This is a genomic window from Plantactinospora sp. CNZ320, assembly GCF_002846275.1.
In genome coordinates, this window is record NZ_PJMP01000001.1 from 5353376 (window position 1) to 5377209 (window position 23834).

At 69.2% G+C, this 23834-nt stretch carries 17 protein-coding genes, 1 tRNA gene and 1 other RNA gene; 16 read left to right on the forward strand and 3 right to left on the reverse strand.

All coding sequences use genetic code 11. The annotated features are described in order from the left end of the window. The first annotated feature begins 216 nt into the window (after nt 1–216). From CLT71_RS23890 to CLT71_RS23915, 8 genes are all read left to right on the forward strand, one after another. Complete coding sequence (locus CLT71_RS23890; protein ID WP_101369070.1) at nt 217–957, forward strand: SRPBCC family protein; 741 nt, start codon at nt 217–219, stop codon at nt 955–957. A 201-nt stretch (nt 958–1158) separates the two neighbouring features. Further along, nucleotides 1159–2679, forward strand: a complete 1521-nt coding sequence (locus CLT71_RS23895) for an MFS transporter (protein ID WP_101369071.1) — start codon at nt 1159–1161, stop codon at nt 2677–2679. A gap of 315 nt (nt 2680–2994) precedes the next feature. Continuing rightward, a complete protein-coding gene (locus CLT71_RS23900) occupies nt 2995–6180 on the forward strand; it encodes a BTAD domain-containing putative transcriptional regulator (protein WP_101369072.1) in 3186 nt (1061 codons plus the stop codon). A gap of 510 nt (nt 6181–6690) precedes the next feature. After that, entirely contained in the window at nt 6691–9387 is a 2697-nt protein-coding gene (lanL, locus tag CLT71_RS23905) for a class IV lanthionine synthetase LanL (protein WP_158242293.1), read from the forward strand. Beyond that, nucleotides 9384–11255 (forward strand): alpha/beta fold hydrolase, encoded by a 1872-nt coding sequence (locus CLT71_RS23910; RefSeq protein ID WP_143743584.1) that lies wholly within the window; start codon nt 9384–9386, stop codon nt 11253–11255. Before lanL ends, CLT71_RS23910 begins: the two co-directional genes overlap by 4 nt. A 348-nt stretch (nt 11256–11603) precedes the next feature. Then, nucleotides 11604–11747, forward strand: coding sequence for a hypothetical protein (locus CLT71_RS37120; protein WP_158242294.1), 144 nt, complete (start codon nt 11604–11606; stop codon nt 11745–11747). A 52-nt stretch (nt 11748–11799) separates the two neighbouring features. Next, nucleotides 11800–11955, forward strand: coding sequence for an ALQxL family class IV lanthipeptide (locus CLT71_RS37125; protein WP_158242295.1), 156 nt, complete (start codon nt 11800–11802; stop codon nt 11953–11955). Between the two features lie 161 nt (nt 11956–12116). Next, nucleotides 12117–13907, forward strand: a complete 1791-nt coding sequence (locus CLT71_RS23915) for an ABC transporter ATP-binding protein (protein ID WP_199187701.1) — start codon at nt 12117–12119, stop codon at nt 13905–13907. 701 nt (nt 13908–14608) lie between these two features. Here CLT71_RS23915 and CLT71_RS23920 read toward each other — a convergent pair. Further along, entirely contained in the window at nt 14609–14881 is a 273-nt protein-coding gene (locus CLT71_RS23920) for a hypothetical protein (protein WP_143743586.1), read from the reverse strand. 314 nt (nt 14882–15195) lie between these two features. Here CLT71_RS23920 and CLT71_RS23925 point away from each other — a divergent pair, with 314 nt between their 5' ends. Both CLT71_RS23925 and CLT71_RS23930 read left to right on the forward strand, forming a co-directional pair. Continuing rightward, nucleotides 15196–15945 (forward strand): GntR family transcriptional regulator, encoded by a 750-nt coding sequence (locus tag CLT71_RS23925; protein ID WP_101369076.1) that lies wholly within the window; start codon nt 15196–15198, stop codon nt 15943–15945. 168 nt (nt 15946–16113) lie between these two features. Beyond that, nucleotides 16114–16872 (forward strand): phage Gp37/Gp68 family protein, encoded by a 759-nt coding sequence (locus CLT71_RS23930; RefSeq protein WP_101369077.1) that lies wholly within the window; start codon nt 16114–16116, stop codon nt 16870–16872. Between the two features lies 1 nt (nt 16873). On the opposite strand, the gene tcmP is transcribed toward CLT71_RS23930, so the two are convergent. Together tcmP and CLT71_RS23940 are read right to left on the reverse strand one after the other, a co-directional pair. Next, nucleotides 16874–18067, reverse strand: a complete 1194-nt coding sequence (gene tcmP, locus CLT71_RS23935) for a three-Cys-motif partner protein TcmP (protein ID WP_101369078.1) — start codon at nt 18065–18067, stop codon at nt 16874–16876. Between the two features lie 400 nt (nt 18068–18467). Beyond that, nucleotides 18468–18552, reverse strand: a tRNA-Ser gene (locus CLT71_RS23940). A gap of 85 nt (nt 18553–18637) precedes the next feature. Here CLT71_RS23940 and ffs point away from each other — a divergent pair. The 6 genes from ffs (at nt 18638) to recR (ending at nt 23683) form a co-directional block, all read left to right on the forward strand. Next, nucleotides 18638–18727: signal recognition particle sRNA small type (ffs, locus tag CLT71_RS23945), an RNA gene on the forward strand. Between the two features lie 227 nt (nt 18728–18954). Beyond that, nucleotides 18955–21564, forward strand: a complete 2610-nt coding sequence (locus CLT71_RS23950) for a DNA polymerase III subunit gamma and tau (RefSeq protein ID WP_101369079.1) — start codon at nt 18955–18957, stop codon at nt 21562–21564. 196 nt (nt 21565–21760) lie between these two features. Next, nucleotides 21761–22159, forward strand: a complete 399-nt coding sequence (locus CLT71_RS23955; protein WP_101369080.1) for a DUF2752 domain-containing protein — start codon at nt 21761–21763, stop codon at nt 22157–22159. A 42-nt stretch (nt 22160–22201) separates the two neighbouring features. Next, entirely contained in the window at nt 22202–22621 is a 420-nt protein-coding gene (locus tag CLT71_RS23960) for an RDD family protein (RefSeq protein WP_101369081.1), read from the forward strand. Nucleotides 22622–22769: 148 nt separating this feature from the next. After that, complete coding sequence (locus CLT71_RS23965; protein ID WP_234359584.1) at nt 22770–23078, forward strand: YbaB/EbfC family nucleoid-associated protein; 309 nt, start codon at nt 22770–22772, stop codon at nt 23076–23078. An 11-nt stretch (nt 23079–23089) separates the two neighbouring features. Further along, complete coding sequence (recR, locus tag CLT71_RS23970; protein WP_101369083.1) at nt 23090–23683, forward strand: recombination mediator RecR; 594 nt, start codon at nt 23090–23092, stop codon at nt 23681–23683. Nucleotides 23684–23834 lie beyond the last annotated feature (151 nt).

Consider the following 23834-nt stretch of genomic DNA (forward strand, 5'->3'; position numbering starts at 1 on the left):
AGTCGACCGGCAACGCGAGCACCGACCGACAAGAAGTATCGTCTTGACAAATCAAGTTGTCGGTCATAGCGTTCACGCATGCTCGAAGTCGGAGTCGTCGAAGCCGGCCAGGCCGTAGCACTGTCGGGCCGACCAGCCGGCGCCGCCCGGGACGCCGACAGACCGCACCGCAGCACAACCGGAACCGCAGCACAGACCGACACCAGGGAGTCCGATATGACCGCGCACGAGTTCGAGCTGACCCACGACATCACCCTCGAAGCCACCCCGGAGCAGGTCTGGAACGCCATCGCCACAGGTCCGGGCATCGACTCCTGGTTCATGGGCCGCAACGAGGTCGAGCCCCGCGAGGGCGGCACGACCAGCATGACGATGTTCGGCAACACCGAGGACGCCACGATCAGCGCGTGGGAGCCCGGCCGGCGTTTCGCCTATCGCAGCCGGCCCGGCGAGGACGGTGCGTTCATGGCGTTCGAATATCTGATCGAGGGTCGTGACGGCGGCTCCACCACGCTGCGCATGGTGCACAGCGGCGTCCTGACCGGCGACTGGGAGTCCGAGTACGAGGCGCTGAAGGTGGGCAACCCGCTCTACCTGCGGAGCCTGGCGCAGTACCTGAAGTACTTCCCCGGGCGGACCGCCGTGCCGGTCGCGGCGTTCGGTCCGCAGCAGCCCGACCAGGACACGGTCTGGGCCAAGCTCACCGACGCGACCGGCCTGTCCACCGACGTGCGCGAAGGCACACCGGTGCGCTTCACCGTCGACGGTACGCAGGTCGAGGGCGTCGTCGACACCGTGCTGGCACCGAGCTTCCTCGGCGTGCGCACCGACGACGCGCTGCTGCGGTTCGTCGGCGGCGACGGCGTCATCCTGACCGGCCATCACGTCTTCGCCGACATCGATCCGGCCGAGGCCGAGCAGGCCTGGGGCGACTGGCTCGCCAAGGCGATGGCCTGAGCCGCCTGGTTCGCCGCGCGAAGGCAACGGCCTGAGCCGCCTGGCGTAGACCGCCACCGGCACGACAGGCCGGGACAGCAAGACCAGGGGCCGGCCCCTCCCGCGTGGGCCGGCCCCTTTCCTGTGACCACCGGCCGGCTGCTGTTCGTTCCGCAGCCATCTGGCCGAACACCCGAACAGACCACAGAAGGAACCGAACCGATGAGAAGGAACCCCTGGATCGGGCTGGCTGTGCTCGCCCTGCCGACGCTGTTGCTCTCACTCGACGTCTCCGTCCTCTATCTCGCCCTCCCGCAGCTCAGCAACGACCTGCACGCCGACGCCACCCAGCAGCTGTGGATTCTCGACATCTACTCGTTCATGCTCGCCGGGTTCCTCGTCACGATGGGCGCACTCGGCGACCGGATAGGCCGCCGAAGACTGCTGCTGGTCGGTGCCGCCGTGTTCGGCATCGCGTCGGTCGTCGCGGCGTACGCACCCAACGCCGAACTGCTGATCGTCGCCCGCGCGCTGCTGGGCATCGCCGGCGCCACCCTGATGCCCTCCACGATGGCCCTGATCCGCAACATGTTCACCGACCCGAAGCAGATGGGGATGGCGATCGGCATCTGGTTCAGCTGCTTCATGGGCGGGATGACGCTCGGGCCACTCGTCGGCGGCATGCTGCTCGAGCACTTCTGGTGGGGTTCGGCGTTCCTGCTCGGCGTACCGTTCATGCTGCTGCTACTCGGCACCGGACCGTTCCTGCTGCCGGAGTACCGCCCGGAGCGGCCCGAGCACCGGATGGACCTCGCCAGCGTGGCACTTTCGCTCGCCGCGATCCTGCCGGTCATCTACGGGTTGAAGTCGGTGGCCCGCGACGGCTGGCAGCCCGTACCGCTGCTCGCGGTCGCCGTCGGGCTCGCCGTCGGCACCATGTTCGTACGGCGTCAGCGGGTCCTGCCCGACCCGTTGCTCGACCTGGGCCTGTTCCGCAACCGCGTCTTCAGTACGGCCCTGGGCATCATGCTGCTCGGCGGGGTGGTGATGGCCGGGCTGTCACTGGTTTCCAGCCTGTACCTCCAGAACGTCGCCGGGCTGTCACCGCTGGAGACCGGCGTGCGACTGATTCCGCAGAACATCGCGATGGTCCTCGGCTCGATGGTCGCGCCGGCCCTGGCCCGCAAGTTGCCGTCGGCCGTGGTCGCCGCTGCCGGGCTCGCCGTCTCCGGCATCGGCCTGGCGCTGGTCACGCAGGTCGGCACCGCCGACGCGCCACTGCTGATAGTCGGGCTGGTGCTCGCCTCGGCGGGAATCTCGGCCCCGATGGCGCTCACCATGAACCTGATGCTCGCCACCGCGCCGCCGGAGCGGGCCGGCTCGGTCGCCTCCATCTCGGAGACCAGCGGCGAGTTCGGGATCGCGATGGGGATCGCGACGCTCGGCAGCCTGGCCACCCTGGTGTACCGCACGGTGCTCGAACCGCCGGCCGGCGCGCCCGAGGCAGCCAGGAGCAGTCTGACCGGTGCCCTCGCGGTCGCCGGGGAGGTCCCTGGCCTGCTCGGGGCGGCCCGGAGCGCCTTCACGGCCGGGCTCAACGCGGTCGGCGTCGTCGGAACCGTCATCTTCGTCGCCTTGGCCTTGGCCGCCGCGATCGCCCTGCGACCGAAGGCCGATCCGAAAGCCGAGATGAGCGCCGAGGCGGCCAACGAGACGGAGAACGGACCGCTGGTGCGAACCTGACGCGGAGCCCGGTACGCCGCCTCCCGGTCGCTCGAGGTGCGGTAGGCGATGGTGCCGTCGCGGTTGCCGGTTGCGCACGAACATGCCCCGTCCACTATTCATTGGATAACGTACGCAAAGGCATCGGAATATCCCCCACGGAACGGGTTGCGGCTTCGGCGACATCCGTCGCCGAAGCCGTGCGCCACGCTGGCCCGGTGACAGGCATACTGTAGCTGCCCACGATTGCGCAGGATTCTGTCGCATTGCTGTTCAGCAGTGGCCGTTCTTGAGCTTGGTCGGTGATCAGAGGCTCTCGGCAGTACACTTTCGGCAATGTCTATGTCTGCCGGGGCCTACTTCCAGGGACTCGGACCGCTACGCGCCCGGCTCGACGGCCATCCGGTCGACCTTCCCGGCCGCAATCCGAGCCTGCTGCTCGGCGTGTTGTTGCTCGTACCGGATCAGCCGGTCGATTCCGAGCAACTGATCGAGTTGGTGTGGGGTCCCGAGCGCGGCACTCTGGCCGCGCTGCACACGACCGTCTTCCGGCTGCGTACCTGGCTCAAGGAACGGCTGGCCGGGATCGTCTCTCTGGAACGCAACCTAACGGGCTACCAGTTGTACACCGGGCCCGAGGCGGTCGACGTGATCCAGTTCCGCACCTTGGTGACGGAACGGAGCGTCGACCGGGACGAACGACGGGCGAGGCTGGCAGCTGCGTTGAACCTGTGGCGTGGTCCGGTGTTGGGCAACGCCGCGGAGTGGTTGCACACCCACAAGGCCGTCGCCGAACTCAACCGTGACCGGGTGGCGGCGGCGTGCGAGTTGGCCGAGGTGTGTGAACTGGGCGGCTGCCCCGATCTCGCCGTCGGGCATCTGCTCCGGGTGGCTGAGGCCAATCCGTTCGACGAGCCGCTGCACGCGCTGGCGCTGCGGGCACTGGTCGCCGCCGGGCGGACCGCCGAGGCGGCGATCACCTACGCGGAGCTGCGGGACCGGCTCTCTGGGGAACTTGGCGTGCTGCCCTCTGCGGAGCTGCAACTCCTGCACGAGCGGATCATCGCCGCGCAGTCGGTGACCTCCAGGCCGAACGGTGGCCCCTCGGCACGGCCACCATCACCCTCCTTTCCGTCGCAGCCGCCACCGACGGTATCCGTGCCGTTTCCGGCGGTGGACCAACCGGTCGTGGCGGTGGGGCCACCGGCCCCGGCGGTCGCCGTACGCCCGGCCATGTTGCCGGCCAATCTCGCCGACTTCTCCGGCCGTGCCGAGCAGGTCGCGCTGCTCCGGGAGCTGCTCGGTGACGCGGCCCGGGGTGACAGCGAGACCGGTGTGCCCGTGGTCGCGGCCATTGCCGGGATGGGCGGCATCGGCAAGACCACGCTTGCCGTACAGGTCGCGCACATGATCGAGAGCAGGTATCCGGACGGTCAGCTCTTCGTCAATCTGCGCGGCGTGCAGGCATCGCCACTCGATCCGGGCGACGTGCTGGCCTGGTTTCTGCGTTCGCTCGGGGTGGACGGTCGAGCTATTCCAGCGGAACTGTCGCAGCGCGCGGAAATGTACCGAAGCCACCTGGCGGGGCGTCGGATGCTCGTGGTCCTCGACAACGCCGCGTGTGAACAGCAGGTACGCCCGCTGCTGCCTGGCTCGGCGACCTGCGCGGTCATGGTCACGAGTCGGGCGAGGTTGACCGGGTTGGAGAGCGCGACCCAGCTCGCACTCGACGTGTTCTCGCACGACGAGGCGCTGCTGCTGCTCTCCCGGATAGTCGACGGGCATCGGCTGACGGCGGACCCGCACGCGGCGGCGGAGGTGACCCGCCTTTGTGGCGGCCTTCCGCTGGCGGTACGGATCACCGGCGCCCGGCTCGTCGCCAGACCGACGTGGCAGCTCGCGGACCTGATCGGCATCCTCGCCGACGAGTACCGCCGGCTGGACGGCCTGGTAACCGGTGACCTCGCGGTACGGGCCTCCCTGGCCCTCAGCTACGACGGACTGGACGAGGCGCCCCGCAGACTCTTCCGCCTGCTCGGGCTCTTCGACGTGCCCGACTTCCCGGCCTGGATGACTGCGGCGGTGCTGGATCAACCAATGGATCATGCGACCAGGTGTGCGGAGATGCTCGTTGACGCCCAACTGCTCGCCGCCGACGGCACCGACGTGGTCGGCCAGAGCCGCTACCGGTTCCACGACCTGGTACGCATCTTCGCGCGGGAACGCGCGCAGCGGGAGCACCCGGCGGAGGAGAACAGCGGGGTTGTCGAGCGTGGCTTTGGCGCATGGTTGGGGCTCGCGGAGCGGATGGCGTTCCGGGTACCCGGCCCCTGCTACGCGCCGATCAGCGGTCCCGCCCCGCGACACCTGTGCCTTCCGGCCCAGGAGGGGACGCTGCAGGCCGACCCGGCGTCGTGGTTCGACGTGGAACGACAGGTGCTGCTCTCCCTCATTCGGCAGGCGTGTGATCTCGGCCTGGACGACTTCGCGTTCGACCTGGCCGGCTGCCTGGAGAAGTACTTCGACCTGCGTGGCATGTACGACGACTGGGCGCGCACCAACATCAGGGTCTTGGCGCTCTGCCAGAAGGCGGGGAACCTGCTCGGTGAGGCGGTCATGCGACGCGGCCTGATCGACGTGTGCACCTGGTCGGCGACGAGCGAGGACGACGAGGCGATGTCCAGGAGCTATCTGGAGGCGGGACGGGCGGTCGAGCTCTTCAGGCGGCTCGGCCACAAACCGGGGTTATCGGACGCCATCGTCCTGCGCTCCTGGGCGCTGACCGCCAGGGGGGCGTACTCCGAGGCGCTCCGGTCAGCCACCGAGGCGCTGCGGCTCGCGGAGGAGTCGGGCCACCTCGGCGGCGAGGCCCGCGCCCACATGGCGATGACCGTTGTCTACGCTGACCAGGGTCGATATGGGCCGGCGCTGCCGCACCTGGCAGCCGCGCTGGAGCGTGCTCTGATCCTCGAAAACCCCCGATACGTCGCCACCGTCCTACAGTTCTCCGGGATCGCTCACCGGGAGCTGGGCAACCTCGAACTCAGCGAACGGATGTTCACCGAGTCGCTGGCGATAACCCGTCGGCATGGTGACGACTACACGGAGACGTTCACCCTGGTGGCACTCGGACGCCTCTATCTGAAGCAGGCGGATCCCCGGGCGGGTACGGTCGCGGAGTCCGCGCTCGTGCTGGCGCGCAGGTACCACCTGAACCATCACGTCGCCGACGCGTTGCGGACGCTCGGTGAGGTGGAGCTGGCGGCCGGGCGGCCGGGCCGGGCGATCGGCTACCTGGAGGAGTCCGTCGCGCTGTGGCGGACGCGTGGCTGGTTGTCCTTTCTGGCCGAGGCGTTGGTCAGCCTCGCCTCGGCCTATGCCACCGTCGATCCGGATGCCGCTCGGGGGTGCCTTCGGGAGGCCCGGGACCTCTTCCAGCAGTTGGACAGCCGGCAGCGGTTCGACGACACCGTCCGGCTACTGGACTGTGTGGCAGGCCAGGCGGAACGGTCGCTTCCGTGAAGCCGCGCCCGTAGGTCTCCCCACGGATCCACGCCCCGGGCCCGCCTGGCTGTTGACACCGGGTCACGCCACCAGTCGCGCCGACACGGCCCAACTCGTCGTCGTGCCGGATCGTGCCGCGAGTCGTGAAAGTGACGGCCTCAGTCCTTTCACTACGAAATACCATCAACTGCTCGTGCAGTCCGTCCCGCAGCGCAACCCTGATTAGAGCGCCTCTTGATTGCGACATTGGGAAGATTTGGTTTGATTTCTGGGCGTGTAATGGCGGTGTCAATCCCGTGAAAGGCATATGTAAGGGCCGCCTTGTCAGGATGCTCTTGGTACATCGGTCGAGGCGCCTCGCCGATTGTCCGATGCTCCGCCGCCGATCGTCGGTTGCCCGGGGCAGAGCGCCGCCCGCCGTTCCGTTTCCAGTGATCGAGGTATCCGATGCCGGAGATGTCGCCAATAAAACCCGAGGGAAGATCACATTCTCGTCCACATCCCGATCCAGGCGAGGCGGATACGACCTTGCGAGATCGGATCGACATCGTCCTGGAGAAACTGAGTGGTGCGGAGACCTGGACGGTCAATCCGGAGGGTTTCTGGTGTTACGTCTCACCGCCGGGACACCAGCGACGGGACCAGGGTTGGAAGATCCACGTGTCGGCCACCCCGCTGTCCGCAGCCGACGTACTCGAACGCGCGGCCGAGGTTCTCGTGGGCCATCGGGCCTCGTTCAAGTACGCGCGAGGGCTGCGCGAGGTCGAGGACCTCGTCTCGTCGCGGGTCGACCGCGGCTCGGGCGGGAAGTTCATCACCGTCTACCCGGACCACGATGACCACTTCCGGCAGATCATCGAGGCCCTCGACCGCGCCACCCGCGACTTTCCGGGCCCGGGCATACTGTCCGACCGGCCCTACGCGCCGGGCAGCCTGGTGTACTACCGCTACGGAGGCTTCTCTCCGAGGCAGGTGCTCAACACCGAGGGCAGTTACGAGTTCGTCCTGGTACAGCCCGACGGCAGCTATCTCCGGGACCGCCGTCGCGCCTGGTTCGACGTGCCGGCCTGGGCGCCACTGCCCCTTCCGGATACGCCGACGGCCAAGCCCGACTCCGCCCGGGGACAGCAGGTGCTGCTCGCGGACCGGTTTGCCGTCACGGAGGCGATCAGGCAGTCGTTCCGCGGCGGTGTCTACCGCGGCGTCGACAACGAGACTGGCCAGCGGGTAGTCATCAAGCAGGCCCGGCCGTACGTCGGTGCCGACCTGATGGGCAGAGAGGCCCGGGACTGGATGCGGCACGAGGCGGAGATGCTCGACGAGTTCGCGCCGCTGGGGTTCACACCGCGCAAGGTCGAGCTCTTCGAGTACCAGGGCGACCTGTTTCTCGCCGAGGAGGAACTCGAAGGGAAGTCGTTGCGCCACTGGCGGGACGAGCGCAAGAAGCAGACGTCCGACGGGGGAATCTCGGTCGAGGACGCGGAGAACATGGCCGGGGCGCTGGTGGCCATGGTGCGCCGGGTGCACGCCGAGGGATACGTCATCCGGGACCTCAACCCGGCCAACATCGTGGTACCCGGCGACAATCTGCCACGTCTGGTTGACCTGGAGTTCGTCGCCCGACCGGGCGAGCCGGTACGCAACATCTCGACCTTCGGCTACACCGCACCCGAGCAACTCCGCAGTGCCCGGCACGGGCCGGCACCCGAACAGACCGTCGACCTGTTCAGCCTTGGCGCTACCCTGCTCAACCTGGCCACCGGCATCGACCCGGTCGGGCCGGAGGACGAGGCGCCCGCACGCCCGATCGGCGAGCGTCTGACCGCCTTCGTCCGGCCCGCGGCAGCCAGCGTCGAGGCGTGCCGCCGGCTCGCTCCCGCGATCTTGGGGCTTACCGCAGACGATCCGCGCCAGCGCTGGAGCCTGGCCCGGACCGCCGAGTTCCTCGCGGCGACCTACCCGGACCGGCCAACGGTCGACGTGTCGCCGGCCGACGCCCTGCTGCCGGCCACGGACCAGGAACGGATGCTGCGCGGCGGGCTCGGCTACACCCTCGCGACGATGAAGCTGACGGAGCCCCACCTGTGGCCGCCGATCGTGGCGGAGGGGGTCACCTCCGACCCTTGCAACGTGCAGGCCGGTGCGGGTGGGGTGATCGCGATGCTGACCCGGGCCGCCACCGAACTGGACGAGCCCGAGGTGTGGGACGGGCTGGTCAGAGCGACCGGGTGGCTGGACCGGCGAATCCCGGAGGAGTCGCGGGTCCTGCCCGGCCTCTATTTCGGACGGTCCGGAACTGCCTGGGCGTACTACGACGCCGCCCGCGCACTCAATGGCGACGAGATGACGCAGCGGGCGCTGGCGTTCGCCAGGCGGGTGCCGATCCGGTGGCCGAATCCTGACATGACCCACGGCACCGCCGGTGCGGGCACCGCGATGTTGCACCTACTCAAGGAGACCGGCGACCCGCAGTTCGCGGATCGGGCGCATGGCTGCGCCCGGTCCCTGATCGCCGCCGCGAAGCGCGAGGGTGACACCGTCGGCTGGCCGGTACCGCTCAACTTCCGGTCGGAGATGTCCGGCATCAGCCACCTGGGGTACGCCCACGGTGTCGCCGGAGTGAGCACCTTCCTGCTCGCCGCCGGTAAGACCCTGGACTGCCCCGAGTACGTGGAACTGGCGCTTGCCGGTGCCGACGCGCTGCGGGTGACTGCCCAGATCGACGGGGATGCGGCCCGGTGGCCGACCGGTGAGGAGGGCGCCGAGCACATTGGTCTGACCTGGTGGTGCAGCGGTTCCGCCGGAATCGGGGCGTTCCTGATCCGGCTGTGGCGGGTCACCGGAGACGAGTGGGCCCGCGACCTGGCCGAGGCGGCGGCCGTGGCGGTGCGCTCGGAGCGATGGCTGTACTCGCCGTCGGGCTGCCACGGCGGTACCGGTGGGGCCGAATTCCTGCTAGATGTGGCGGCGGCACTGGGTGATGTCCGCTATCGCGAGTGGGCGGAGGAGATGGCGATGTGCATCTACGCCCGCCACACCTTCCGGGACGGCCACCTGGTGGTTCCGGGCGACTCGATGAGCGCGATCGACATGGGCTACAACTCCGGTCTCGCCGGAGTGCTGGCGCTGCTGTTGCGGCTACGCAACGGCGGGCGGCGGATGTGGATGATCGACGACCTCGTCCTGCCAGCGCCCGTCGTCCCGAAGGCGGGCGACGACCGGTGATTACGCCGACGGGGGGCGACGCCGAATTGGAACGCATCAACTTCACCATCTCCGCCGACGGGCGGCGGGCTGCCTGCCTGGCGATGGACGCCCGGCACCGGGTGATGGTGCAACTCTGGACGTTCGACGAGAAGGGCGGACCAGCTGTCCTGCCGGTGGACCCGGCGCGCGGGGCACCGTCCACCGCGCTGCCACTGCCCGGCGGGCGGGTGCTGCTGGTGCGGTCGACGACGGCCGTCGACCACGAACTGGTGCTGCTCACGCGGACCGGTGCGCCGTTCGCCGAGGAGCAGACCCTCGGTCGGATCCGGTGCCAGAAGATCCGGATCCGATCCTGTCCGGCCCCGAACACGCTGGCGCTCGTCGTCGGTCGCGACGGCCCGTCGGAGGGGACGGTGTGGCGGGTAACCGCCAGGACACCTGGCGTCGAGCGGGTGGTGACGCTGCCCGACCTCCAGCTCATTGGCGGCGGCTGGCTGGACGTCGACGGACGCCGCTTCGCGGTGAACCGGCGGCAGTCCGACGGCCGGATCCGGCCCGTCGCGGTGGACGTCGCCAGTGGGACCGTCGCACCACTCGCCGCCACCGGGCGGAACAACAACGAGATCCTTCAGTGCACGAGCCCACCCCGAGGGCTGATGCTGCTGGCCAGCGACTGCTCGGGGGAGTTCCGATTGGCAATCGAGGCGGTCGACCGGCCGCACGACCGGTACTTCCCGCCGGGACTGAACGGCCTCGACGGCGCGGTGCTGCCGCTCTGCTTCGACCAGGACGGGCGGCGGCTGGCGCTGCGGGTCAGCCACGGGGTGGACCATCGGACAGTGGTCCACCATCTCGACGACGACCGGCACGAGGAGTTGCCTTTACCGCTCGGCACCCATTGCGGTCCGGTGCGGTTCGACGTCGACACTGACGGGGCAGTGCTCCGGCTTGCCTACACGACGCCAGAGCAACCGGCCGACCTGATCACGGTGCCCCTGCTCACCACGTCGACGGCGGCGGCTCCGGACGGCCCCGCCTCGGCTCCGGACGGCTTCGCATCGGCGCCGAACGGGTCGGCGTCGGCGCGGGTCGAGCGGTTCTCCGGGCCGGCGGGCCCGCTGGAGGCCATCGTCTACGGCCATCCCGATTGGCGTCGGGCCGACCAGGTGGTGATCGCCCTGCACGGCGGCCCGGAGCAGGCCTGGCGGCCGCAGTTCGATCCGCTCTTCCGGGACATGGTCCAGGCAGGCGCCACGGTTGTCGCGCCGAACCAACGCGGCAGCACCCATTACGGTACGGCCCACCAGACCGCGATCCAGGGTTCGTGGGGCGGTCCCGATCTCGAGGATGTCCGCCACCTCGCCCGTACGATAGTCGGCGAACGGCAGGTGTCCGACCGGCGGCTGTTGCTCTACGGGCTGAGCTACGGCGCCTATCTCGCACTCCTGGCGGCGGGTGTCGAACCAGGACTGTGGTCGCGGTGTGCCGTGGTGGCGCCGTTCCTCTCCGGCCGGCGGCTCTACCCGGTGGCGAGCCCGGGAGTGCGCCGCCTGCTCGACCGGCTCGACGGACTGACCGAGATCGGCGACTCCATCGGTCCTCGTGATGTGCTACGTGTGGCGCCCAGGTTGACCGCCCGGCTGCTAATCGTGCACGGCAGCGAGGATCCGGTCATCCCGGTCGACCAGTCCCGGACGTTGCGGCAGTGCCTGGTCGACGCGGGCCGTCGGGAAGGCGTCGACTTCACCTACCGCGAGGTTGCCGGCGGCGACCACTACCCCCGCTACGACGACGGGACCAGCGTCCGCGACCAGATAGTGCGCTTCCTGTGTCACGGATTGTCGGCGCAGGAGTCTCCACCGTTGTCGTCCCTGGCCCTGCGCTGAATCCTTTTCAACCTTGCTTTCGGTACGTGGCCGGGGTGAAGGCTGGGCACGAGCGCCACGCCTTATCGGTTGGAAAGGACCATCGATTACTACGAATGGAGGTGAATTTCATGTCAGTAGACGTCGCGGCTCTTCAGGAGTTGTTACCGGGAGAGCAGGACGCGTTGGCCGTGGTGCGGCCGAACGCGCTCTGTTGCACGACCCCGTGGGTGGACATCTGTGGCCCCTCGTGGGTGACCTGCTTCGGCTGCAGCGCGACCAGGTGACGCCGAATCCGGAGCGGCCGGGCACGCCCATCGGTCCCACCGGATCGACTGACGAGAAGGTCGAGAGGAGGTGAACGAACTCATGTCCACGGATATCGCATCCCTACAGGAGTTTCCGGCGACCGAGCGGTACGCGATGCAAGCGGCCGGCTGTTGCGCGCTCTGGTCGATTCTCACCTGCGAGACGTGCACCATCCTGTGCACCCGTGACACCCAGGTCGACTGATTCCCGGTATCGGCATCGGAACGACCACGATGACGGACGAAGGAGGTGACACATGAACGTCGACGTCGCCGCGTTGCAGGAACTGCCGCAGACCGAGGCGGAGGGTATTCCGCTGGCCGCCTGCTGCTGGTACACCTGCCTGACCAACCCTCTCGCGAGTTTCCTCATTTGGACCTGCGCCTCCTGCACCAACACGAACGAGGGCTGATCCGCCAGTCCGGACACGACGATCCGGCGGGGTGGCACATCGACCCGCCAGTGGAACCTGTGGGGGCTGACCGCGCCGAGTGTTCGGCCAGCCCCCACAGCCTCGGAAACCTTGCGCGTGACACGGCGCGTCTCCCACGGTGGTTGTACGGAGGCATCGGCATGATGACCAGAGATGGCGGAACCGGCGGTGCGGCGCCGAGCGGCTCGCTGCGAGTCCTGTACCGGTACGCCCGGCCGCACAGGGCAGCACTGCTCGGCGTACTTCTGCTCAGCCTCCTGACCGGTGCGGCCGGGCTGGTCCTGCCGCTCCTCGCGCAACGGGTGCTCGATTCGCTCGTGTCCGGCGACGGCGTGCTCACCGGTGTGCTGGTTGCGGGCGGTCTGCTGATCGGCGGGGCTGGGCTGACGGGCCTGAACTCGTGGTTGCAACAGCGTACGTCGGAGCGTGTGGTGCGGCGCGTACGGCGGGATGCTGTGTTCCGGTTGATCAGGCTACGGGTGCCGGAACTCGACAACAGGCCGCCGGGCGACCTCGTGGCCCGGGTGACCTCTGACAGCGTCTTGTTGAAGAGCGCGGTCACTGACGGATTCATCCTGGTGGTCAACGGAGCGCTGACCCTCGTCGCCGCGATCGCGTTGATGGCGTCGTTGCACCTCGGCCTGCTCGGCATCACCGCCGCCGTCTTCGTCGGTGTCGTTGCGGTGCTGACCGTGGTGCTTCCCCGCATCCGGGAGGCCGTGGCCAGGGCGCAGGGAGCGATCGGCTCGGTCGGCGCGGCGCTGGACCGTGCGCTCGGCGCGGCCCGTACGGTGAAAGCGAACGGGACCGAACAGCGTGAGACCGCGCTCGCCAACGCCGCAATCGACGAGGCGTACCGGGCCGGGCTGGTCGGAGCCCGGCACACCGCGGTGGTGACGGTGGTCTCGGGCGCCTCGGTACAGGCCAGCTTCCTCGTGGTGCTCGGCATGGGCGGCGTGCTGGTCGCCTCGAAAGCGCTGAGCCTCTCCAGCCTGATCGCCTTCCTGCTGTACGTCTTCTATCTGGCGAATCCGATCAGCTCCTTGATCAACGGAGCCCGAACCCTGCAACAGGGGCTCGGCGCGGCCGGACGGATCGAGGAGATCCGGATGATGCAAATCGAGGAGGACGTGGACGTCGCCGTGACCGATGGAAAGCGCACGGCTACGCCGCCGCGGATCGACGTACGCGACCTGACCTTCTCGTACCGGGACCGGTCGCCAGCGCTGCGGGGTGTCTCGTTCACGGTGCCGGCCGGCTGCCAGACGGCGATCGTAGGGCTCTCCGGAGCAGGCAAGACCACCCTTTTCTCTCTGCTGCAACGCTTCTACGATCTGGACAGCGGCAGCATCCGAGTGGACGGTGTGGACATCACCACCCTTTCCCGGGCGGAGCTGCGTCGGCGCATCGCGTACGTGGAGCAGGACGCGCCGGTGCTTGCGGGCACCATTCGGGACAACTTGCTGTACGCGGCGCCCGACGCCACCCCCGGCGAGATCGCCGAGGCGCTGCGGTCGACCCGGCTGGAGCGCCTCGTCGGCGGTCTCGACGGCGGCCTCGACACCGTCGTCGGCCCGCGTGGTATCACGCTCTCCGGCGGCGAGCGGCAACGACTGGCGATAGCCCGGGCGCTGTTGCGGCGCCCGCAGGTGTTGTTGCTGGACGAGGCGAGCGCCCAGCTCGACGCCCGGAACGAGCAGGCCCTCCGCGACGTCATAGCCGGCGTGGCGGAGCGCTGTACCGTGATCGTGATCGCGCACCGGCTCTCGACCGTCACCGACGCCGACCAGATCCTGGTGCTCGACGGGGGAGTCGTCCGGGCTCGTGGCCGCCACGCCACACTGATCGGCGACGACGATCTGTACCGGGAACTCGCGACGACACAACTCCTCGCGAACGAGGTCGACGCGGAGAACGCGCTCGCCCACTGAGCAAGCCGTTGGGCTGTGTATGGTCGGCGGTACACCCTGCCGACTCGTGCTGCGGGTCGGGGATCCGTCCGGACCTGCCGATCATTGCGGTCGTTCAGGGATGGGAACGGGATTATTCTGGGAGTCTTCGACACCGCCCGGGTCCGGCCCGACGCCCCTGAAGATCATCCGAACGTCCCGCGCCTTCGCTGCTGCCGCCGCTACTGCCGGCTCCATCGGTCGTGGTCGACCCCGTCGATGAGCTGAAACCATAAGAGGATCGGCTTGCCGGCACAGTTCGATCGAGGTGGCCAGCGCGAAGATGGTCATTCGTCCACCGCACTGGTAGCACGTCGACCCGCGCCATGAGCTGTAGGCACGGCGGATGTGGGTCGACGTGCGCCCAGGTGCAGGCCGGATGCTCGTGACCGACCACCCAGACCCAGAGTCCCGCGTCGTCCGCCCGGACGGCGTTGCGGTGGATCCTGGTCAGGGTCATCTCCAGGTACGTCCCGAGGCGCGCCGTGGCGCAGTGCGACCACTCGCCGGGGCCGAGCCGGAGCAGGGCGCCGACCGGCAGCTCCGGGATCTCGACGGCCGGGCCGGTGGTCGGGGGCGGCTCGGTCATCGCCGCTCTCGGTATCGGCACCAGCGCCGCCCGTCCCACCGGTAGTCGCGGACGCGTCCCGGCGGTCGTCGGAGGCACCAGCGCCGGAGCCCGTTCAACACTGTCGCGGTGTCCGATAGAGCCGTTGCTGCCCGTAGGTGAGCAGGGGCAGGCCGAGCACCATGGTCGGGTCGTGCCAGGCACGGGCGGACCGGGTGGACTCGGGGCCGGTCCCGTGGTCCGGGTCGTCGCGCTGCCGGCGGGCCATTTCGAGTACGCGTTGACGCGCGGCCTCCGCCTCGGCCGCGTCCCGCTCCCGCGCCGCCCGCTCGACCTCGGCCGTCACTTTGGTTTGGCGGTGTGCCCGCCACCGTTGCCACAGGTTCACGTTGATCTCCTCAGTTGATGAGGGCGCGGCGGCCGGGCCGCCCCGGCACCGACCGCCGCACCCGGTCGAAGGCGGCCGGGACCGGTGCAAGGGGAAGACACCGGCCCCGATCGAAGCTGGGCACGCTCGGGTATCCGCCGTCCACGGGCGCACCCAGAACTCCGTCACCGATCCACCTGGTTGCAGACCGGAGCTGACCAGTTACGGAGTCAAATGGAAGTTAGTGCACTAACACTGATCGACTCAAGAACTTGGCGCACTAACTTTTCTGTGGTCGACTGGCAGGCGCAGACCGGACGAAGGGGCGGTTCACCATGCCCGAAAATGCCGCGTACCTGCGCATAGTTGCGGAGCTACGCGACCAGATCAGAGCCGGCGACCTGGCGCCCGGCGACAAGCTCCCGACCGAGGCGCAGCTTCGCCAGCGGTACGGCGTCTCCACGACGGTGGTGAAGTGGGCACTGTCCATCCTGAAGGGTGAAGGGCTGGTTGAGGGCCGGCGTGGCTCCGGCAACTACGTGCGGCAGAGCCGGCGCATCACCCGTAACGCGCTGGGGCGCGATCGACGTTCCGACACTCGCTCGACCTCACCGTTCGCACGAGACGCACTCAGCGACGGCCAGCGACCGACCTGGGAGCACGACTCCCGACACGATGCGGCCGACGAGCGGATCGCGGCCAGGCTTGAGATCGAGCCCGGGGCTGCGGTGATGCGGACGGACTACCGGTACCTGGCCGATGACTCGCCGGTCCAGCTCGCTACGTCGTGGGAGCCGCTGTCCCTGACCTCCGGCTCGCCGGTCGAGTGGCCCGAGGACGGAGCGGCGGTCGGCGTGGTGGCTCGGTTCGACGCGATCGGAATCCGCATCGACGAGTTCGCGGAGCGGGTCAGCGCACGGGCTGCCGACACCCGCGAGATCGAGCACTTGGTGCTCCCGTCCCGAGGTTCGTACGTGCTGGTGGTCGAGCGGACCTACTACGCCGCCGGCCAACCGGTCGAGACCGCCGACATCGTGTTTCCTGGCGACCGGTACGAGCTGGTGTACCGGGTGCCGATCGACTGACTGGGGGCGTCGGGCAAGGTCAACCACCTGTACCACGACCATGCAGCGGTTCCGCCGTTAGCCCGTTGAGGGCACAGGTCGACAACGAATCACAAGTATGTGATTCCTGGCTCTGTTCATCCGAACCTGTGTACGACAAGATTACCCAACAGGAGAAGGGGGCTGGCTATGGCCGATCACAGTGCGATCGAGTGGACCGAGGCCACGTGGAACCCCACCACCGGATGCGACCGCATCTCGGCAGGCTGCGACAACTGCTATGCCTTGACGTTGGCCAAACGCCTCAAGGCGATGGGCTCGCCCAAATATCAGAACGACGGAGATCCACGTACGTCCGGTCCCGGGTTCGCGGTGACCACGCACGTCGATGCCTTGGCGCTTCCCTATCGGTGGCACCAGCCCCGGATGGTCTTCGTGAATTCGATGTCGGACCTGTTTCACGCTCGGGTGTCTACCTCGTTCATCCGCCAGGTCTTCGCCGTGATGGCGGCGACGCCGCAGCACACCTACCAGATCCTGACCAAACGCGCCGCGCGACTGTCCAAGGTAGCGCACCTGTTCGACTGGCCACCGAACGTGTGGATGGGGGTGAGCGTGGAGGATGCCAGCCAGCTCGCGCGCCTCAACCATCTACGTCAGGTCCCCGCAGCGGTCCGTTTCGTCTCGGCTGAGCCTTTACTCGGCCCGCTGGCTGAGGTAGACCTGACGGGGATCCACTGGATGATCGTGGGCGGCGAGTCTGGGCCGAGCGCCCGGCCGATGTCCCCGACCTGGGCACGATCTCTGCGCGATCGATGCCTGGACAGTGGTGTGCCGTTCTTTTTCAAGCAATGGGGTGGTCGCACTCCGAAGGCTGGCGGGCGACTGCTTGATGGGCTTACCTGGGGCCAGATGCCGGTCACGTCTCGGGTGGAGGTAGCTGCCTGAGTCACGAGGGACGAATCAGGTTGTAGTGGAAGCGATCGCCCTTGCCGTCGTTCACGATGAGGCCCTGACGGTGCAGGTCTCGCACCGCCAAGCGCACGTGCGGTATCCAGGCTGAGCCCAGCGTGATGCCGTATACATCGGTGACCCGGTCAGCGATCCGAAACGGTCCACCGGACATCGCTAGTCGGAGGATGTTCGCCGCGATCGTTTTGCCCCACTCTTGTCCACTAGCCTGTTCGGACGCGTCGAAGTTGGGAACTACCGTTTCCAGGTCGAAGAGCGTTGGCTGAGCTGACATTAGGCCCCGGTTCCATGCCTCGGTCAAACATGCCTTGCGCCACTCGGCGCCCGCCTTGCCCAGCGCATCAGCGAACTGCCACACCCCCTCGACGTGACGGGTGAACAGGACGAGCACGTACTTGGGCAGCAGGTCGGGCCGGGGCCGAACGGGCATGCTCATCGACATGAACCCCGTCCCGTCCGCGATCACCCTGCGATACTGATCGGCGACGGTCATCGCCGCGAGGGTTGCCCGCTGCTCGTCGCGCGCATCCGAAACGGTGGCAAAGTGCTGCTGCCACCACTCACCGCCAAGAAACCGGTTCAGGCGTTGCGCTGACTTAAGGTCCGGTCCTGTCAAGGGCGCGCCACCGGCCCTCACCTTCCGCAGCGCCCCGCCCATCCGGGCCACGGCCTGCACGCTGAAGTGCAACAGCACCTCGGTTGGTGGTCGTGGAGGACGGCCCAGCAGCCCGGCTCGCAGCAGGTTGTAGTCCAACGCTGGCCCGAACGGGTCCAGGAAGGCAAACAGCGCGTCATCTTTCACCATTGTCAAAATCTCGGGCAGGCATTCGTCCAAGGACTTGTGGTAGAGCACCGGCATCCTGGCGCCTTCCCGCTCGCTGAGCACGCGAGACAGGTTTTCAAAGTTGTCGTCGTCTCGCTCCACGAAAATCGCGCGCACGGAACGAAACTTCTCAACCTGTTCCGCGGACTTGACCAGCAGTAACGGCGACCCGGGCTGCCCATCGTCGTAGCGGCCACGCCCGGCATAACCGTCTAGAAATGTCACGCGGTGGTCTTGCACGTTCATGCCCGCCTTTGCGGCGAACACCACCGGGTAGCGGGACAGGATTCCATGCTTGAAGACCGCCGCCGCCTTCTTCGTGGCGAAGAAGTCGTCGTTGCTCGACACAGGCCCACCACCTATCTCGATCCGTAGTCAAACGATAGCTATGAGTATCGATCCGCGCCACCCTGTAGCCGGGGAAGGAGGTCGCAGGCATGGCATCGGGGCGGCGCCGCGACGCCGAGGACACGAAGGCTTAGGAGGGCCGGCAACGGCCCGGAGACCATGCGTGATCAAAGCCACGATCCGGGTCGACGTAGCTGCGATCTGGTGGTCTCATCTGGGACCAGCCGGGAAGGAAGCCGGCGCTTCCCACCAGGTGCCTTCCATCACCGCCAACGATGAGCCCGACGACGGGCCGTCGGGAGCGCTCGTGACCGGCAACTGAGACCGAAACTGAGACCGGACGCAGAACGCCCGGCGGGTCCCACGGGGATCTGCCGGGCGTTTGCGCTGCTCAGGTGAGCGGAGGATACGAGATTCGAACTCGTGAGGGTGTTAACCCAACACGCTTTCCAAGCGTGCGCCCTAGGCCTCTAGGCGAATCCTCCGTCCGACAGGATACAGGCTCCCCGGCGTACGCCCACCCCGCCGGTCCCCCCGGAGATCCCGGAGCCGGCCGGGTACACTTGGCGGCACCCCCCGTGTGGCGTCACCTCGTGAACCTCCCCAGGGCCGGAAGGCAGCAAGGATAAGCGAGCTCTGGCGGGTGCACGGGGGGCCTTGTCTTCCCCCTGACCGTCGCGAGCAGCGGGCCACGGGCAGCCTCCGGCGCCGTCCCGGTTCCATCGACCGGCCGGCACGTCACCCGCCCCACATGATCGACCCGGGTCCACCGAACACCACCCGGACCGGATGATCGACGTGGAAAACGTCGGGCGCGCGTGACAACCTTGGCACTCGGCAGCGCGGCGACGGGTGGAGAATGGCCCGGTCGAGAGGAGGCGGGACGAGTGGCACTGGCGCTCTACCGCAAGTACCGGCCCCGCACGTTCGCCGAGGTGATCGGCCAGGAGCACGTTACCGAGCCGCTGTCCCAGGCGCTGCGTACCGGTCGGTTGAACCATGCGTACCTCTTCTCCGGCCCGCGTGGCTGCGGCAAGACCTCCAGCGCCCGGATCCTGGCCCGCTCGCTCAACTGCGAGCAGGGGCCGACCCCGGAGCCGTGCGGGGTCTGCGACTCCTGCAAGAGCCTGGCCGCCGACGGGGCCGGCTCGATCGACGTGATCGAGATCGACGCGGCCAGCCACGGCGGTGTCGACGACGCCCGTGAACTGCGCGAACGCGCCTTCTTCGCCCCGGCCAGCAGCCGTTTCAAGATCTATGTGATCGACGAGGCGCACATGGTCTCGACCCAGGGCTTCAACGCCCTGCTCAAGCTGGTCGAGGAGCCCCCGGAGTACGTCAAGTTCATCTTCGCCACCACCGAGCCGGAGAAGGTCCTCGGCACGATCAAGTCGCGGACCCACCACTATCCGTTCCGGCTGATCCCGCCGGGCGTGCTCCGGCCGTACCTGGAGCAGCTCGCCTCGGCCGAGGGCGTCAAGATCGAGCCGGCGGTCTTTCCGCTCGTGGTCCGGGCCGGTGGTGGCAGCGCCCGGGATTCGCTCTCGGTGCTCGACCAACTTATCGCCGGTGCCGGGCCGGAGGGGGTCAGCTACGCCCGCGCGGTGGCGCTGCTCGGGGTGACCGACGCCGCCCTGATCGACGAGATGTGCGACGCGCTCGCCGCCGGGGACGGCGCCGCCGCGTACGCGACGATCGACCGGGTCGCCGAGGCCGGGCACGACCCGCGCCGGTTCGCCTCCGACCTGCTCGAACGGCTCCGCGACCTGATCGTCATGCGGCAGGTGCCGGACGCGGTCGCCAAGGGCCTGATCGACGGCCCGACCGACCAGATCGAGCGGATGGCCGCCCAGGCCGAACGGCTCGGCCCCGCCACGCTGTCCCGCTGCGCCGACATCGTGCACAACGGCCTGGTCGAGATGCGTGGCACCACCGCCCCCCGGTTGCTGCTCGAACTGATCTGCGCCCGGATGCTGCTGCCCGGTGCCGAGGATTCCACCGGCAGCCTGCTGCAACGCCTCGAACGCATGGAGCGCCGGCTCACCCTCTCCGGCGACGCGGCCCCGGCCGCCGCCCCGATCCGCCCGCCGGTCGCCGCCGCGGCAGACCCGGGCACGCCCCCCGCGACCACTCAGGCACCGCCGGCCGCCGCCAGCCCCGCACCGGTCACTCCTCCTCCCCGGGTACGCGAAATCACCGCACCCGGGCCGAGCCAGGCGCCCGCCGCCCCGGCTGAGGAGCGGCCGGAGCCACCGGCCCGGCGCCCCCTCCCGCCGGCGGCGGTGATGCCCGACCCGGCCACCCCGGATCCGGTACCGGCCGGCGCCGAGCCGACGGGTGAACTGGACGCCGCCGCCGTACGCCGGGTCTGGGGCGAGATCGTCGGCATGGTCAACCGCAGTAACAAGCGGATCGCCGCCCTGATGCGGGACGCGGTCGTACGCGACCTCGACGGCGACACGCTGATTTTGACTGTCAAGTCTCCGGTACTCGCCCAGATGCTCGCCAACGCCTCCGGTGTGCTCACCGACGCCCTCTACGAGGAGTTGGGCGGGCGCTGGCAGATCCGCTGTGAGGTGGCCGGCGAGCAGCGCGGACCAGCGCCGGCCGCCGCCCCGCCCCGGCAGTCGACCGGCGGCGGCCCGGCCGCGAACGGTACCCAGCCCCGGGGCGGCAGCGGCTCCGCCTCCTCCGGTGGTGGCCGGGGCGCGACCGGTGGACGGGAGCGTACGACCGGACCCTCCGGCGCGGGCGGCTCGACGCCGTCCGGCGCCGATGACGACGACTGGCCGGAACCGGCCCGACCCGGTGGCGCCGCGCCGAGCGCGACGGCCGACGACGACTGGCCCGAGCCGACCCCGCCAGGCGGAACGGGTGCCGCCGCCACGACAGGCGCGACACCGGCAGGGGCGTCGTCCCCGGGTGGCACCGGCACGCCGGCTGCCGGCGGTGGCTCGACCGGCAGCGCTGGTACCCGTACCAACGGCAGCCCAGCACCGGGCGGACCCGGCGGCCGGGCGACGGGCGGCGGCGCCCCGAACGGTGGCTCCGGTGCTCTAGGCGCCGGTAGCACGGCGTCGACCGGTAACGGAGCGCTGGCCGGCAACGGTGGTACGGCCGGGCAGGGCTCGGGCGGCGGCGGTGTCGGTGTTGCGGGCGGTGGGCGTACCGGTGCGGCGGCTGGCGGTGGCGCGGTCAGTTCCGGCCTGGCGGCGGCCCGGGCGGCGGCGGCCGGCCGTGGACCGAAACCGACCCCGGCGCCGGAACGGACGGCGGACCGGGACTGGGCCGGCGAGCCGCCCTACGACCCCGACTATGACAGCCCACGCACGTCGACGACGACGGCGATCGGCTACGAGGGCTTCGATCCGGGCGACGAGCCGCTCGACGAGGTGATCGACGAGCGGACCGCCCGGCAGACCAGTGAGCAGCAGGCGGTGCAGTTGTTGCAGCAGACGCTCGGAGCGGAGCGGATCGGCGAGGTCGACCTCAAGTAGCGAGCGCTCCGGCGGTCGTTTCCACGGCGGGCCCCCTCCGCCCCCGTCCTGGCCGGGGCGTCGGTTGAGTGGTGACCGGGGCTCGACATCGACTGTCGGCTTTCGACATCCGTGGAAAACCGGGCGACGCGCCGATTGATGATCTTCTAGTATCGGTCGCCCATCCCGGTTTCTGTGATTCTCCTGTGAGTGTGGCGTGCGCGAGTTCTCGGTACCCGAGCGGCTCGGCGTCTTCGGTCTGGGTGTGGCGGCCGCCGCTGCGGCGTGGCCCCACCTGACCGACGCGACCGGCCTGGGCCTGCCGTGCCCGCTGCGCTCGCTGACCGGGCTGCCGTGTCCGGGCTGCGGCCTGACCACGGCGGCGGTCGCCCTGGTCCGGGGTGACCTGGCCGGTGCGATCGCGGCCAACCCGGTGATCGTCGGCCTGGCGCTGCTCGCGGTTGCGGTGCCGCCGCTGCTCCTGCTGCGGGCGTCCGGGGTACTGCCGCCGCCGGTGCGCTGGTCGGACCGGGCATGGCGGCGTACGGGATGGGGCGTGGGCCTGCTCGCCTGCGCGAGTTGGTTGTTCCAGCTACACCGGCTCGGCCTGGGCTGAGCCGCGTTTCCCCTCGTACACCCTTCGTCCAAGGAGCACTACTTGAAGTACGCCACCTGGGGGCCGCGCTTCGGCGCCCACGTTATCGACCAGCTTGTCGTCCTGCCGCTCTACATCGTCGCCGCTGCCTTCGACCAGTCGACCATGGACCCGCGAACGGGCGAGGTCACCGGTGAGGGTCCGATCTACTGGATCGTCGTGCTGCTCGCGCTGGCGCTCTGGGGTTACAACCGGTGGTACCTGACGGGCACCACCGGGCAGAGCTGGGGCAAGCGGGCGCTGGGCATCCGGCTGATCGGCGAGGCGACCGAAGAGCCGATCGGCGCCGGCAAGGCGTTCCTCCGCGACCTCGCGCACTTCGTCGACGGCATCATCTGCTACATCGGCTACCTCTTCCCGCTCTGGGACGCCAAGCGGCAGACTATCGCCGACAAAATCATGCGGACCGTGGTCGTGGGCTGAGCCGAGGCAGGGCGTCGGTAGGTCGCGGGCCGATCGACGCGCCGGCCGGTCGCGGGCCGTCGAACCGCTCGCGGCCGGCCGGACTAGGCTGGAGCCGACCAGTTTCCGCAACCGAGGAGTCGCCGTGCGCCCGGGTGGACAGCCCAACCTGCAACAGATGATGAAGCAGGCGCAGAAGATGCAGCAGCAGCTCGCCGCCGCGCAGGCGGAGCTGGCCGAGGCGGAGCTGACCGGTACGGCCGGGGGCGGGCTGGTCACCGTGACCATCTCCGGCGCCGGTGAGGTCAAGGCCATCAAGATCGATCCGAAGGCCGTCGACCCGGAGGACGTGGAGACGCTGGAGGATCTCGTACTCGCGGCCGTGCACAACGCCCACGACGAGGTACGCAGGCTGACCGAGGAGAAGATGGGTCCGGTCACCGGCGGCATGGGCGGCCTCGGCCTGCCCGGTTTCTGAGCCACCCCGCGATGTACGAGGGTGCCATCCAGGATCTGATCGACGAGTTGGGGCGCCTGCCGGGGGTCGGTCCGAAGAGCGCCCAGCGGATCGCGTTCCACGTGCTCTCCGCCGACCCGGCCGACGTCACCCGGCTGGCGACCGCACTGCGTCGGGTCAAGGAGCTGGTGCGGTTCTGCACCGTCTGCTACAACGTCGCCGAGTCCGAGCAGTGCCGGGTCTGCCGCGATCCACGGCGTACCGAAGAGGTGCTCTGCGTGGTCGAGGAGCCCAAGGACGTGGTCGCGATCGAGCGGACCGGCGAGTTCCGGGGCCGCTACCACGTGCTCGGCGGCGCGATCAATCCGCTGGAGGGGATCGGCCCCGACAACCTGCGGATCCGTGAACTGCTGGTCCGGCTCGGCACCGGCTCGGTCCGGGAGTTGATCCTGGCCACGGATCCGAACACCGAGGGTGAGGCGACCGCGACCTACCTGGCCCTGATGGTCAAGCCGATGGGCATCTCGGTGACCCGGCTCGCCAGCGGCCTGCCGGTCGGCGGCGACCTGGAGTACGCCGACGAGATCACCCTGGGCCGGGCCTTCGAGGGCCGCCGCGCCGTCTGACCGACCGTCGACATCCTTCCGACCCCGATCCCTCCGGCTCCGAGCCCTTCAGCCCGATCCTTCCGGCCCCGATCCTTCCGGCCCGATCCCTTCGGCCTGATCCTTCCGGTCCGGCGCCGCAGCATCCCTCCGGTGCCGGGCCGGCCCGTTC